The following is a 14120-nucleotide window of genomic DNA, read 5'->3' as shown; positions in this document are numbered from 1 at the left end:
TTACAATGTTAAAAATTAACTTTAGCACCTACCGTAATTGATTTGGTAGAAGGATAGTTTCCCCTGTCCCATCCATTCACGGTAGGAACAGCCCAGGATACTTCCGGATCATAACCGGAGTAGTTGGTCAGCGTTAACCAGTTTTGTGCACTTACATACACGCGGATAGTGGATAGTTTCGCGAAAGACAATTGCTTTGCATTGAAAGTATATCCCAGGGTAATATCACGCACGCGCAGGTAAGAACCATCTTCCACCCATAACGTGTTAGCATAATCACGAATGGAGTTGCCACTGCTGGCAGAAGGTTTATCAATGGTATTGCTGGTACCTTCCCCTCTCCACCTGTTATCAAAAGCGGCTTGTGTAGGTGTCCATTTTCCGTTCATGGCAACATTGTATTTACGGAACTCATTCACGATATCATTACCATAGGAACCTACGAACAGGATAGACAGGTCGAAGTTTCTGTAAGAAAAATTATTGTTGAAGCCAAACGTAAACTTCGGTTCCAGGTGAGAGATCACGGTACGATCATCCGCATCGTTAACGGTACCTTTTCCGTCCCAGTTTTTAAATTTATAATCACCGGCATGTTTAGCTGGTTCGCCGTTGTCGACGGCCTCTTTATCCGTTTGGTATACACCGGTAACGGTGTAGCCATATAACTGCATCATGGATTGTCCTACAATGGTAGGGAACCAGTTACCGCCGGCGCCAATTTCCTTGTAAGTAATTTCCTTGCCCTGCGCGTCTTTGCCCAGATCCAGTACTTTAGTGCGGTTGCTGGTGAAGGTGATGTCTGATCCCCATTTGAAGGCGCCTGTCAGGTTTTGTGTGTTCACCTGGAATTCAAAGCCTTTGTTTTCTATGACCCCTACATTTTGTATTACATCATTGTAGCCACTGGAGGAAGGCAGGTTCACCGACAACAGCAGGTCGCTGGTGCGTTTGTTATAATAATCTGCGGTGATCATCACGCGGTCTTTAAACAGACCGAGATCGAATCCTGCATCAAACTGCCGGGTAGTTTCCCATTTCAGGCCTGCGTTCTGTAAAGAAGAAGGCGTAAACCCATTGTATTGGGTGTTATTAAATACCACCGTAGCAGCACTCATGGAAGCCAGGGTCTGATACGGGTTGATAGCCTGATTACCGGCGGCACCATAACTGAGGCGCAGTTTCAGGTTGGTAACATCCGGACTGTTTTTCAGGAAGTCTTCCTGTGACACATTCCAACTGATAGCGGCGGAAGGAAAGAATGCGAACTTATTGTCGTTACCAAATTTGGAAGAGCCATCATACCTGCCGGTAACGGTAGCATAGTATTTACCCTTGTAATTATAGTTGATCCTGCCCAGGTAAGAAACGAGTTTATAATCACTATAGCTGGTAGAGGGCTGCGCGGGTACTACGGCAGCACCTAAATTATTGTTTTTATAGAGATCGGAAATAAAACCGGTGGCATCATTGGTTTTCAGACCATCCGCACTGGTTTGCTGGTACGTGATACCACCTACTGCATCGATGGTATGATGACCAAAAGTTTTGTTATAGCTCAGTGTATTTTCATTGATAAAGGTCAGGTTGTTCGCGTAGTTCCTTCTGGCTACACCGGAAATCGGGTTACCGTCTTTATCAGTACCACGGCCGATGGTGATGGTACCAGGCGCGTAATAATCTTCTTTGATATCATTCTTATCGATGCCTGCAGAGAGTTTCAACAGCAGACCCGGAATAATTTTATAATTGAGTGCCACGTTGCCAATGATGCGGGTGGCGTTGGAAGGCTGGTATAATTCTTTGGAAATACCTACCGGATTGGTTTCGCCCCAGGGTACACCGGTAAAGCGGGTGTAGGATCCATCTGCATTATATACCAGTTGCGTAGCCGGTATTACCATGGTGGTCCAGGGTACACCACCGCCACCTTCTGCGCCCTGGTACTGTGCCTGCACGTACTTAGACTGCTGCAGGGACAAGTTGGACGTGACGTTAAAATGATCGTTGATGACCTGGTCCAGGTTTGTTCTGAACGAAAATCTTCTGAAAGAAGAGTTTTCGATGATACCATCCTGTTTGAAGTAACCGAAGGACGTAAAGTATTTCGTGGTTTCGTTGCCACCTGATATAGAGATATTATGGTCCTGTACAGGTGCTTTGCGGTATACCAGGTTTTGCCAGTCGGTGCCTTTACTGCTGAGAGAGTCGATTTGTGCGGCCGTCCATGGTAGCGGGGTGCCGTCGTTTTGTGCCACTTCATTTTGCAGTGTGGCAAAATCATGGGCATTAATCAGGTCCATTTTTTTACGGAGTTGCTGTACACCGTAATAGCCGTTGTACGATACCCTCGCTTTACCGGTTTTTCCTCTTTTGGTGGTGATGAGGATAACGCCGTTGGCGCCGCGGGAACCGTAGATAGCGGTGGCAGAAGCATCTTTCAGCACTTCCAGTCTTTCTATATCATCAGGATTCAGCTGGGAGGTGAGGCCATCGAGCGGTAATCCATCTACCACATATAAGGGGTTGCTGCTGGCGCCGATAGAGGTGGTACCACGTACTTTGATGCGCATAAACTCACCCGGTTGTCCGGAGGCCTGGTTTACCTGTACGCCGGCTACATGGCCCTGTAATGCCTGGGATACATTCGATACCGCATTCACCTGGGTAATTTCGTCTGACGTAACAGAGGAAATAGCGCCGGTAATGTCCGACTTTTTAGCTGCGCCATATCCAACGATCACGATATCATTTAATGAGCTGGAAGATGCCTTTAAAACGATCTGCAGGTTGCTGAGATCTTTGTCGATGGTTACCTTCTGTTCATACGTAGTAAAGCCAATAAAACTCACGCGCAGAGTATAGCTGCCGGGAGCTACGCCGGTAATGGTGAAGCCGCCTTTGGCATCGGAGAGTGCACCTTTGGCGCCGGGAAGTAATGTCACGGTGGCATTTTCTACCGGGTTACCCTTTTCGTCCAGCACTTTACCGCTGATCGTTTGAGCGATGGTGGAGCTGATGGCGACCAGTTTAGGGGTGCTGTTTTCTTTCACCACAATGATCTTATGCCTGATTTCGCAGGTAAAGGGTTGATCTTTGACGATGAGGTGCAGGGCGTCTGCCAGCGGCATATTTTTAATATCCAGCGCTACCAGGTGCGCTTTTTTTACCAGGGCGGCATCATACACAAAAGCGTATCCCGTCTGGTCTTTAATGCGGTCAAAAATTTGTTCCACCGGCAGCTGTTGCCCTTTCAGGGTCACCGACTGGGAGAATGTTTTGGCACTTACCTGTAGCAGCGTTAATAAAAGAAGACTTGCAGTCAGTTTCATAACCAGGAATATTTGTCTGGGTCGCCTATTGGCGGACAACCGAATTTTGATAATGGAGTGTGGTTCCATATTTTTGTATAGTTTGGATGTGCTGAATTTCAGTTAGTCAATGTGTGGCTGCGAAACTGGCGGTCCAGATATTTTGCCGGGAGTGTTGGAAGCACTTCCGGTTTTTTATGTGGCGGCCAGGTAAAAGATTATGTTTTCATATGTGGTTGATATTTTAAGTGGTAAGGGTAAAGCAACCCTATAATGGTTGTACGATAATTTTCCGGTTGTTGACTTCGAAATGTACTTTTCCGGTGGCCTGCAGCGCGTCCAGCAGCAGGGAGATATCTTCTGTTTTGGGAATAATGCCGGACAATTTTACATTATCTGCGACCTCGCGGTATTCCACTTCCACATCATACCAGCGGCACAGCTGCCGCATAATGTCTTTGATGCCTGCTTCGCGGAAGCGGAATTCTCCATTTTTCCAGGCTAATATTTCTTTAAAGTCGGCCGTACCCATTTTAAAGGTGTTTTGTCCATGGGCCAGGCTGGCGCGTTGACCGGGTTTGATCATCACACTGTCCCGGGTGCTGGTGGCCGCTACGGAACCTTCCAGCAGGGCAGTGCTTACGGTGGCTTCATCTTCATAAGCCATGATATTAAATTTGGTGCCTAACACTTTTACTTTCATCTCGTCTTTGCCGGAAAGGACTTTTACAATGAAAGGGATTTTTTGTCCTTTGCTATCAATGAATGGTTTCACTTCAAAATATCCTTCGCCATTAAGACTTACTTCGCGGCTACTGCCGGTAAAAACGGTAGGGAATCGCAGGGCCGAAGCAGCGTTGAGCCATACTTCGGTGCCATCGGGCAGGGTCACCTGGTATTGGCCACCACGGGGGGTACGGATGGTATTATAGGCCACCGCTTCTCCGGCGGCATTAGTGGCTTTATAAGCCAGCATACCGTTGTTCAGTTTAATGATGCGCGTGCCTCCCTGCTGACTGAGCATGCCATTGCCGGCGCTGTCCAGCAGGATACTATCGCCGTTAGCCAGCATCAGCACGGCCTTGTTGCCGCCAGGTACAATGCTGCCGGGATGAGGAGTGACTGCCACCATTTTATCTGGCGTAGTATGTTTTCGGGAGAAGAGAAAAAGCCAGGTGGTACCGGCCAAACCGATCAGTAACAGGATGGCCGCGGCCATCCTTTTGATGTAGAAAAAAGCGGGGCGTCCGGGAAACGACATGCTTTCCTGCAATGTTTGTTGCAGGCGCTGTTGAATACGGTCACGGATTTTTTCGCGCAGCGCGCTGTCATTAGTCGGAATATCTATTCCTTCATCATTAAAGGAATAGTACCAGTTGTTGACTAACTGCTGTTCTTCCAGACTAGCTTTACCTGCCAGGTAATTTTCTATGGCTTGTTGTAAATCCTGCATAATGCCCGTTATACTATATAAGTGAGTCGGGCAGGAAAAAATACCTATGCAGTTTCAAAAAAAATCAAAAAAGAAAAGTGAAGCAGGAATGGATCAGGTGCTTCATCTTATGGCGAAGGTGCGTAATGGCTTTATTCAGCTGGTTATCTACCGTTTTGGGGCTGATGCCCATCACCTGGGCTATTTCCCGGGAACTCATCCCATTTTGGCGGCTATAACGGAATACCACGCGACATTTTTCAGGGAGATTATTTACTTCTTCATTTACCATTTGCAGAATATGCCGGTAATGCAACCTGTTTTCCATGTTGCCATCACAAAGGTCGGGGTCTACGACCGTTTCCTGGTATTTGTTGCCATACTCCTTCTTCCGGAAATGAGCGATGGTCATATATTTTACGGCAGCAGCGAGGTAGTGGCTTAAAGAGTCCGCCACCAGTTTATTCCTGTTGCGCCAGATGCTGGCAAATACATCATGTACAATATCCTCCGCTGCCGGCAGATCTTTTAAACGGTTAAAAGCCATGGCCAGCAACATCTCCCAATAACGGTGATATAAAGCGGTAAATGCTGCTTCATTATCTTCCGCCATCAGAGATATCAGTTCCTCATCACTGAGCAGMTGCACTCCCCTTGACATACAGCTAATATTATTCATGAAAAATACGTGGCATTGAGCTACCCATCATGGCGTGCTGACCGGGCATATGACTTGCTCTGTACTTGAAATATAAAGATAATGTCCACATTCACAGCGGAAAAAGAGCGAGTTGCGAAAAAAATATTGATAAAAAAGAAAATCATATCGGCATTCACCCGGAATAGCCAGTCGTTTCAGCTTATCATGAATAAACCCAGCATTTATTTGCATATCTTAAAGCAATAAATTTTCCCGTTCGCTATGCGCCGTTCTTCTTTCTTATTCGTAATCACCTTCTTTTTTACTACCATCACCTATGCCCAGGAAATAACTACCCTTCGTATTGATCCGACTACCGCTATAGGAGGTAGTGCCTCACAGCTGATAGAAAATGTTTCCTTCACCATCCTGGAATCCACACCCGAAAGTGTTTTCGGGAGCATTGAACAGCTGGCAGTAACACCGGCATATTATATTATCCTGGATAGATCCACCAATGCCATCCTGATTTTTGATAAATCAGGAAAGTACCATGCAAAAATAAAAGCACGCGCAGTAAGCAATAGAAACAACTATTACATGAGTTCCTTTTGCTATGATAAATTTAATCAGCTGATCCAGGTAGCTGGCGACCAGGAGGCTGTCGGTTTTAATACCGATGGAAAATTCATTAAGAAAATAAAGACATACGGCTATGGCTACGACATGCTGAATATTGCTCAAGGGAAAACGGCTGGTCATTCTTACGATGCCGATAGAATGAATAAAGATTCCATTGCCTACCAGATCGTGGTCATCGACGAACAGGGAATATCGCAAAAACAGCTGCCTTATAATTACAAATACGCGCTCCTCGAAAGCAGGGATATATTGTCCGCCAACCACAGTACCTTTTATGCCACTGATGATACGGCTGCTTATTTTGTTCGTCCTTATGATTTCAATATATATTATCTCAGCGCCCATAACTTTTACCCCGTATATCGGTTTGTGTTCCCAATGGCAAATACGCTGCCACGTGATTTCCTTACAGATTCTTCCTTGAACGGCAAGCGGATTGCCTACGTGGAAAAGAATAAAACCTTTTATTATAACCTGGATGGCATCTTTAAAATGGGGAACAACCTGTTTTTCCGTCCTTGCAGCTATTCCGGCCGCAATGATGGGTATGTTTACAACCTGGCAACAAAGCATTTAATCGCCCTCGATAAAATCACCGCGGATGAAAGCACGCATTTTCTTTTTGTAACAGATAGCCGTACGGGCGGCGTGGATTTTATTAATCATAATTTTTTAGCAACAGACAGTACTTCTTTTTACACGTCCTATTCTTCTTTAGTATTGTTCCAGCAAAAAGAGGCCACCGCCGAAAAAAAACCGGTGTATCCTCCTGCCCTCGCCACCTACTTCAAGGATGCCAGAAACAGGAAAGGTAATCCGGTAATTATTAGAGTAACATTTAAAAGGGAGATGTAGTCCATGAAAAACTACTGCCTGATAATACTAATCCTACTGCTCTCCGGCTATAACCTGCAAAACGCAGCCGCACAGGCACGCTACAAGGGCGGTGCTAAACATGCACCGCTGCGGGAGGATATCTTACCAGATGCCAGTCAATATGATATTCACCTACCTGTTTCCGGTGTGCTCAATGACAGTTTGCATAAAAAAATGCAGGAGATGTTTACGCGTACCGGCATGCCTGGCATCACAGCAGCAATGCTGGTACCCGGCAAAGGGCTCTGGCAAATAGATACCGGCTTTATCTCACTGCCTGATCAACATAAAGTAGACGCACATACGGTGTTTTACTGGGCGAGTGTAGGTAAACTGATAACGGCTACCATCATTACCGCATTGATCCTGGAAAAGAAATTGGATGGTAACAGCCAGCTATCCCAATGGTTCCCGCAGATACCCGATGCAGATAAGATAACGATAGATGCGCTACTGGATCATACCGGCGGTATCTACAGTTTTAATGCCGATAGTGCTTTTCATTTCAGCCACCGCTATTACGCACCGCAGGAATTAATTGACCTCGCCATCTCCAAAAAGAATCTGTTTCCACCCGGGCAGTATTGGTCGTACAGCAATACCGGCTATCTGTTACTGGCTATGATCGCAGAAAAAATCGAAGGAAAAACCTATGCGGAAATAGTGCAGCAAAGATTGGCATTACCTTTACAACTCAATTCCCTCCGGGCATTGTCGCCGCAGGAGTTACCAGCTAACCTGGCGCTGGCGCATGAAAACGGCCGTATCGTGGCCACCGACTATTCCATTCCGCTGGGCGCCGGCAACATTGTTGCTAACGCAAAAGATATGGTGGCGCTGCTGTATGCATTACTCACCGGCAAGCTTAACACACTCCCATCAACGTACGACCGTCTCCGCAATTTGTACCCTATGTACGACAAAGGGACGTATTATGGTAAAGGGATCATGCTATTTGATTTTAAGGAGATTAATAACACAACGGATAGCTGGATCGGACACAGTGGTGGCACAGAAACCTATCGCGCCATTGTGCTCTATGATAYGGCTACGAAAGCGTTTGTGGCGGTAGCCGTAAATCAGCACCTGCCGGTAGAAGCGATTGCCCGGAAAATGCTGGAACAGATTCCATAAAGTGTTAATTACTTTGTCTTTTTGTAAAGTTTACTTTACTTTTAGAGAGGTAAAAGCACTTTATTATTTTCTACACCAAACTTTTCGCTACTGCTTATAGTAAGTCTTCATGAAAAACACCCTTAAAGTAGAGCGGGCCAAACAAAATATGACGCAGGGAACCCTGGCTGAAAAAGCGAAGGTATCCAGGCAAACCATTAACGCCATTGAACTTGGCAAATTTGTTCCCTCTACATTACTGGCTTTAAAAATTGCAAAGATTCTCCATACAACGGTAGAGCAGTTGTTTATGCTGGAATCGACGGATGAGTAATCGGCGCATTTTTCCAGAAGGGTTTTGTCTTAAGATGACTTACCGGCACATTCCTTTCTTCTTTCAGATAATGGTGCAGCCATACACAAGTATCAGGATCTCCTAAAATATAGGCGATGGTGTTATCCAGGTGCTCCGGAAGCTGCTGCAATATGGCCGCCCTGATTTCTTCCGGAGCAGTTACCCGGTACTTAAAAGGATAACGCAAGTCTATGTCCGGAAAGATATCCTCTTTTTGCTTTGCATAAATAAGTGAGTGTACAGGTTTACCTGCCGGCAAATGCCGGTTAATTTCATAGAGATGTGATAGCGCCGTAATATTTCCTATCAGCAAATAACGATCGGCGTTTTCGTCCACCAGCAGTTTACCCCGGGGTGGCTTAAAATAGACGGTATCATTTGCCCTCAATGTCTTTATCCAGCGGGCTCCTTTCCCGTTAGAGAACGTGCAGATGGCGATATCTGCGATGCCCGATACCGGATCATAACGCCAGAAGGAATATTTCCGGCCCACCGTTTCCGGTACTTCAAAAGGGTTGCCGATATACATATCCAGGGTAAATCCGGGGAGGTACTGCATTCGTTTAAAGTCGCTGCCCTGTATCTTCAGGTGCCAGGCATGTGCGGCTATCTGCAGAACGGAAAGCACCTTCGCCTGCTGTATTACCGCTGTATGTTCAGCTTGGTTCATATCATTGTGATTCATACCACAAAATTGCCTGATCTATTTTTGTTAATCTTTGATCTACGTCAATAAAAAAGCGGGTTGCCCGGATGCTTTCCTTCTAGCACAGTTCTACCTGATAATCTTTTCATTAGTCTGTAAACGGCTCCCATCACTGCTTTAAAGCTGCAGTGTATTTTGTGATAATCGGCTGTATTCCGCTTTAGTATTCGTACCTACCGTTATTTTTCCCATCAATTGGTTTGTCCATTTTAGCTATCTTGTAAGCACATACACTTATCAAATACAGCAAGGCTACTGTAACCATTCAACAATAGTAAAAACGCCGATATGGTTCCTATGTCTATTTCGGTCAATTTCCTATTTCGTCTGCCACCTACTGTCTACCTACATCAATGCTTACCCAGGCTGCGGCCAACTGTTCGGCTATACGCAAATAGAATGGATTTCTATTTTCACACACATTAAAAAAAACAACATTTATGAATGAAACAATGTCCCTGACTGCCCTTAGAATGGCGCAGATTCAGCAACAGTATTCCCACCAACTACTGGAGGGAACTGTTTTTTCAATTGCTGATTTTCTCAACTTTGGCAATTTCCGGTTAGATGAATATTGTAAACAGCTGTATCCACATCCTCGAAGCGAGGAGATCATCCGGATTGCGCAGCAATACTGTGAAGCGCATGGCATCTGGTGCGATAATGCCAAACATTACATCACCTGCGAGCTGTACCTGTATCCGGATGCGCAGTTTGACCGCATGCTGGCGATGGTAGAAAACAATGCGATCGACTACTACTTAAATGATGTAGTTGGGCGCGATCTTTTCGGCCATCTGAAAGCAACCGAACAATTGGAAGCGAGGAATTTAATGAAGAGAATGGCCAGCGTAGATCATCGTTTATTGCTGCCTGCTGACGCCACGCCGGTAGAAAAAGCCAATGTGGAAATTCTGCAATTCATGAAAGAAACGTCGCCGGCCGTTTGGTTTGAGGAGTTCATGCAGTTGTATTGTTATCATATCGATGTAACACACAGAGATGGTAATTCAGATGCGCTTGGCCACATTCCTACAGTGGAGGAGTACATTGACCTGCGCTGCCATACTTCCGGCATGCATCACATTGTACTACTCATTGAATATGCGGAAGGTAACTTCCTGAGCAAAGAATGGTGTGCGGCTGCGGGTATTGACAACTACCTTCGGAGGGTCAATTTCTTAACAGCAGCATTTGGCTGCTTGTCGAATGATCTTTTTTCGTTTGAAAAGGAGGTCATTGACAATAGTACCGATGCCAATCTTTTAATGGCCGTTGCCCTGAATCATCCGGCGTATACGTTCAACGAAGTGATTAGCAGCGCCGCCAAAATTGTGCAGGATATATTAATTGAATTGCTTGAGTTAATAGATAAAATCAACGGGCAGTTAAGCAAAGCCAGTGCGGCCGATGCGGATAAAACAGCCAGGCTGAACAGGCATTTGAAAGGTATCGACAAATGTGTACAGGCGAGTTGGTTGTGGCAGGTGTATACCAAACGGTACAAACGCCCTGCTTCGATCTGGCTCGAAACACAATTACCTGATCCGATAGCGAAAGCCGTATAAGCCTCAGCCCCTCTTACTGTTGTAGTAATAAATCGTCACAGTGGCGTTTAAAATGTTGATTCAGCACTTTTGCCAGTTCTTTCGGTTCAATAGGTTTGGACAGAATAGCAGCTGCACCGGCTACGGTAAAGCGACCCTGATTCTCTGCAAAAGCGTCTGCTGTGGCGATTATTACAGGTATGTGACTGGTATTGGACTGGGATTTTAATTTGAGTAGTGTTTGTTCGCCGTCTAATACCGGCATTTCGCTGTCCAGGATCACTAAATCCGGCGCATACTTTTCAATGGCTTCCAATGCTTCCTGTCCGTTGGCCGTGGTCACCACTTTACAGCCCAGTTTCTGCAGCAGTTTAGACAGGAGCATGCTATTCATTTCATTGTCTTCCGCCAGCACTATCTTCAAAGAAAAATCGAAAACATCCATTTCATCCTCTTCTTCGGGAATATCTTCTACCTTACCTGCCAGCAGCGGCAATATCACGGTGAACATGGTATGTTCAGGCATAGGCGTGGTAGCAGCTACTTTACCACCCATAGCCGTCACCACCCGTTTCACCAGTGAAAGCCCGATACCGGTTCCTTCAATGTTGCGGTTACTTTTATTGGTCACAAAGGGATCAAAAATGGCGGTCATTTTTTCCATTGGAATGGTTTCCCCTTTATTAGTGACTTCTATGCAGTAGGTTTTTCCGCTCACCCCTATTCTTAAATAGATGATACTGTTTTTATGTGCGTACTTAATGGCATTACCCAACAGGTTATTGATCACTTCATTTAATTTCAAAGGATCACCCGCCATGACGGCAGGCATGTTGGCATCGATCATCAGTTTCAGGGTAAGTCCTCTTGACCGGGCCATGAGCCGGTATACCGCTACACATTTTTCAAAAAACGGCGTAGCATAAAAGGTAGCCAACACGGTAGGTTCCACCAGGCCGGATTCAATCCTTGACATACTCAGTACATTGTTCACAATATTCTTTGCCTCTATGGCGGAGTATCGGAGTACATCAATCAGGTACTCATTCTTTTTCAGGTTTTCATCAAGCAATGCCTCCTGTTTCAGTAAATTGGAAGCCAGGTAAACCTGGTTCAGTGAATTTCTCAGCTCGTGTGAAACCTGGTATATAAAAATCTTTTTGAAGCGGTTGGCTCTTTCCAGTTCCGGATAGTAATCATTGCTGTGCACATAGGGCTTGCTGATTACCAGGATCAGAAACAATACACCTGCCAGGGCCAGCGACTGAATAATGTAACCGGTACCTAATCCGATGGGTTGTAACTCTACAGAATTAAAGTAATAAATGGATTGTAAAACGGCGAGTGTTAAAATAGCGGAGACCAGGCAGAATGTCCTCAATCGTCTTTCCTTAAACATCAGGTAAAGAATAGAGATCAGGAATACAATCATGAATTGTAATTGCAGTACGCCGCCTAAAATGATCCCGAATGCCAGCACTGCAAAACATTGCAGGAAGTAGATCACGAGACTGGCGGTTAAATGCTTTTTATAATAATTAAAGGGAAGTACAGATAAGGCAACCAGCGCATCCACGCTGGCGGCGGCCAACATGACCTTATTATGTGTAAATACAAAATAAACAGGAGCAATCAAAAATACCATTAACGCCACACAGGTACCAATGGAATTGGTTAAGCGGATCCTTTTTATACTTTCAGGATCGGTTACACCGGTGGTACCTATATTCCAGATAGCGGAGATGAAATTGCTGATTTTTTTTCCAACACTGCCGGTTTTGTTAAGATGTAGATTCAAATAGCGCATGTCGTGTAGGTTTTCAGATGCTGATCAAGGTGCGGCACCTTAAGTTATTTTGAGATAGTATGTAATATTCCGGTAACAAAATCTCCTTTCTTTGGGTCGAATCAATTTTATTAATATACCTTTTTTCCATGGTATATACTTGCTTTGGGTGTGACTAATTTTATCCCCCGGGAATGTTTCTGAAAGATATCTCTATTTTACTTAGCAACTGTAAATTAAATGTAAATGCCAGTATATCGTTCCTTAGCGGATCGCAGTTGCAATGATGCGGATGCCTTCTTCCAGTTCTGCCGGAGTAAGCGAAGCATAGCCCAGGCGCAATGCGTTCAAAGGCTTACCGGAAAAGGAAAAGCGCTCTGTAGGCATCACGGATACTCCTTTTTTCAGGAGCTTTACAGACAACTCTTCTGTATTAATTGTGCGGTTAAATTTCACCCAAAAGGCCAGTCCTCCTTCCGGCTTCCGGAACGTAATCTTTTTACCAAGATAGGTTAACAGGTGTGCTTCCATGTGATCTCTTCTTTCCTTGTAAATATTAAATGCTCTTTTTGCATGGCGATTCACGGCGCCTGCTTCCATCAGTTCCGCGATAGCCTGTTCCATCATTGGATCACCATGCCGGTCTACAAGTCCCCGCAGCTGCGCCAGCGAGGCAATAAATGCAGCGGGTCCCGTTACGTAACCGATTCTTACAGCAGGCGCAACCAGCTTGCTGAGAGAGCTGATATAAATTACATTGGCCGCATCCTGGTTGCTGGCCAGTGGCAACAGGCTTTTAGCATCAAAATGAAACTCATGATCGTAATCATCCTCTATAATAGCAAAACCGTAACGGTTAGATAATTCAATGAGCCGGAGCCGGCGTTCCATTTTCATACTCACCGCAGTGGGAAACTGGTGATGCGGTGTCACATACACGGCTTTCACCGGCTTTATACGGCACAGCTGTTCCAGCTCATCCACCACTAATCCTTTATCATCGACAGCTATATTGACCATACTGGCGCCTGCTCCTGCAAATGTTTGCCAGGCCGGCAGGTAACCGGGACATTCCATGGCCACGGTATCACCAGGTTGAAGCAGTGTATGCGCAGTCAGGTACAATGCCATCTGGCTACCCCTCGTTATGCAGATATTATCCTTGCCTGCATTCATACCTCTCTTGAACGATAACATATCGGCCAGTGCCACCCGTAGTCTTTCTTCTCCCTGAAGATGTCCGTAGCCTAACATGCGCCAGCGCGCTTTTTGCTGGAAGATGCGCTTATAGGCTTTCGCCAGTTCATCCATAGGCGCCAGCCGGACATCCGGTAATCCATCATTGAAAGTGATCAGCCCGGAAGTGGCAGCAGGCTGCTCCGACAGCATACCAGTAGTATGATTGAATGCAAAAGTATTCCCCTTCCTGGTTGCCTGCTTTTTTTGCTGCGGCAGTTCATGAGATACGAAGGTCCCTTTCTTGTCAGCAGTTTCCAGCCAACCCTCTGCTATCAGGGACTCATAGGCCAGCACGACGGTCTTCCTGTTTACACCAATATCTGCTGCCAGCACGCGGCTGCCCGGCAGCGGAGTCCCCGGCTTTAAGCGTCCCTTGCGGATTTCAGCTATTATACCATCAGCTATCTGCTGGTACACCGACAACTGTTTGTCTACATCAATCGGAAGTATCGTATTCCAGGGTCTAAGCATCT

10 protein-coding genes are annotated in these 14120 nt (G+C 45.7%); 4 read left to right on the top strand and 6 right to left on the bottom strand.

Annotated elements, in window-relative coordinates:
* Nucleotides 1-8: 8 nt before the first annotated feature.
* The 3 genes from AC1DP6_RS28810 to AC1DP6_RS28800 all read right to left on the bottom strand — a co-directional run bounded on the left by AC1DP6_RS28810 (nt 9) and on the right by AC1DP6_RS28800 (nt 5404).
* Nucleotides 9-3332: a TonB-dependent receptor gene (locus AC1DP6_RS28810; protein ID WP_477057972.1), complete on the bottom strand. Its 3324-nt coding sequence runs from the start codon at nt 3330-3332 to the stop codon at nt 9-11.
* Nucleotides 3333-3579: 247 nt separating this feature from the next.
* On the bottom strand, nt 3580-4764 hold the full coding sequence (locus tag AC1DP6_RS28805) for a FecR family protein (protein ID WP_477057971.1): 1185 nt from the start codon (nt 4762-4764) through the stop codon (nt 3580-3582).
* A 64-nt stretch (nt 4765-4828) separates the two neighbouring features.
* A complete protein-coding gene (locus tag AC1DP6_RS28800; RefSeq protein WP_477057970.1) occupies nt 4829-5404 on the bottom strand; it encodes an RNA polymerase sigma-70 factor in 576 nt (191 codons plus the stop codon).
* Between the two features lie 261 nt (nt 5405-5665).
* On the opposite strand from AC1DP6_RS28800, the gene AC1DP6_RS28795 reads away from it, so the two are divergent.
* From AC1DP6_RS28795 to AC1DP6_RS28785, 3 genes are all read left to right on the top strand, one after another.
* The gene (locus AC1DP6_RS28795; protein ID WP_477057969.1) at nt 5666-6880 is read left to right on the top strand and encodes a 6-bladed beta-propeller; all 1215 of its coding nucleotides are present in this window, start codon (nt 5666-5668) and stop codon (nt 6878-6880) included.
* A 3-nt stretch (nt 6881-6883) separates the two neighbouring features.
* A complete protein-coding gene (locus AC1DP6_RS28790; RefSeq protein ID WP_477057968.1) occupies nt 6884-8035 on the top strand; it encodes a serine hydrolase domain-containing protein in 1152 nt (383 codons plus the stop codon).
* 109 nt (nt 8036-8144) lie between these two features.
* The gene (locus AC1DP6_RS28785) at nt 8145-8348 is read left to right on the top strand and encodes a helix-turn-helix transcriptional regulator (protein ID WP_477057967.1); all 204 of its coding nucleotides are present in this window, start codon (nt 8145-8147) and stop codon (nt 8346-8348) included.
* Here AC1DP6_RS28785 and AC1DP6_RS28780 read toward each other — a convergent pair.
* Nucleotides 8323-9039 (bottom strand): siderophore-interacting protein, encoded by a 717-nt coding sequence (locus AC1DP6_RS28780; RefSeq protein ID WP_477057966.1) that lies wholly within the window; start codon nt 9037-9039, stop codon nt 8323-8325. The genes AC1DP6_RS28785 and AC1DP6_RS28780 overlap by 26 nt on opposite strands.
* Nucleotides 9040-9515: 476 nt before the next feature.
* On the opposite strand from AC1DP6_RS28780, the gene AC1DP6_RS28775 reads away from it, so the two are divergent.
* Nucleotides 9516-10643: a terpene synthase family protein gene (locus AC1DP6_RS28775; protein WP_477057965.1), complete on the top strand. Its 1128-nt coding sequence runs from the start codon at nt 9516-9518 to the stop codon at nt 10641-10643.
* A 13-nt stretch (nt 10644-10656) separates the two neighbouring features.
* On the opposite strand, the gene AC1DP6_RS28770 is transcribed toward AC1DP6_RS28775, so the two are convergent.
* Both AC1DP6_RS28770 and pdxR read right to left on the bottom strand, forming a co-directional pair.
* On the bottom strand, nt 10657-12429 hold the full coding sequence (locus AC1DP6_RS28770; protein WP_477057964.1) for an ATP-binding response regulator: 1773 nt from the start codon (nt 12427-12429) through the stop codon (nt 10657-10659).
* A gap of 243 nt (nt 12430-12672) precedes the next feature.
* Complete coding sequence (gene pdxR, locus AC1DP6_RS28765; RefSeq protein WP_477057963.1) at nt 12673-14118, bottom strand: MocR-like pyridoxine biosynthesis transcription factor PdxR; 1446 nt, start codon at nt 14116-14118, stop codon at nt 12673-12675.
* Between the last annotated feature and the right edge of the window lie 2 nt (nt 14119-14120).

Source organism: Chitinophaga sp. 01L420, assembly GCF_056399985.1.
This window is presented reverse-complemented; position numbering and strand designations above follow the sequence as displayed.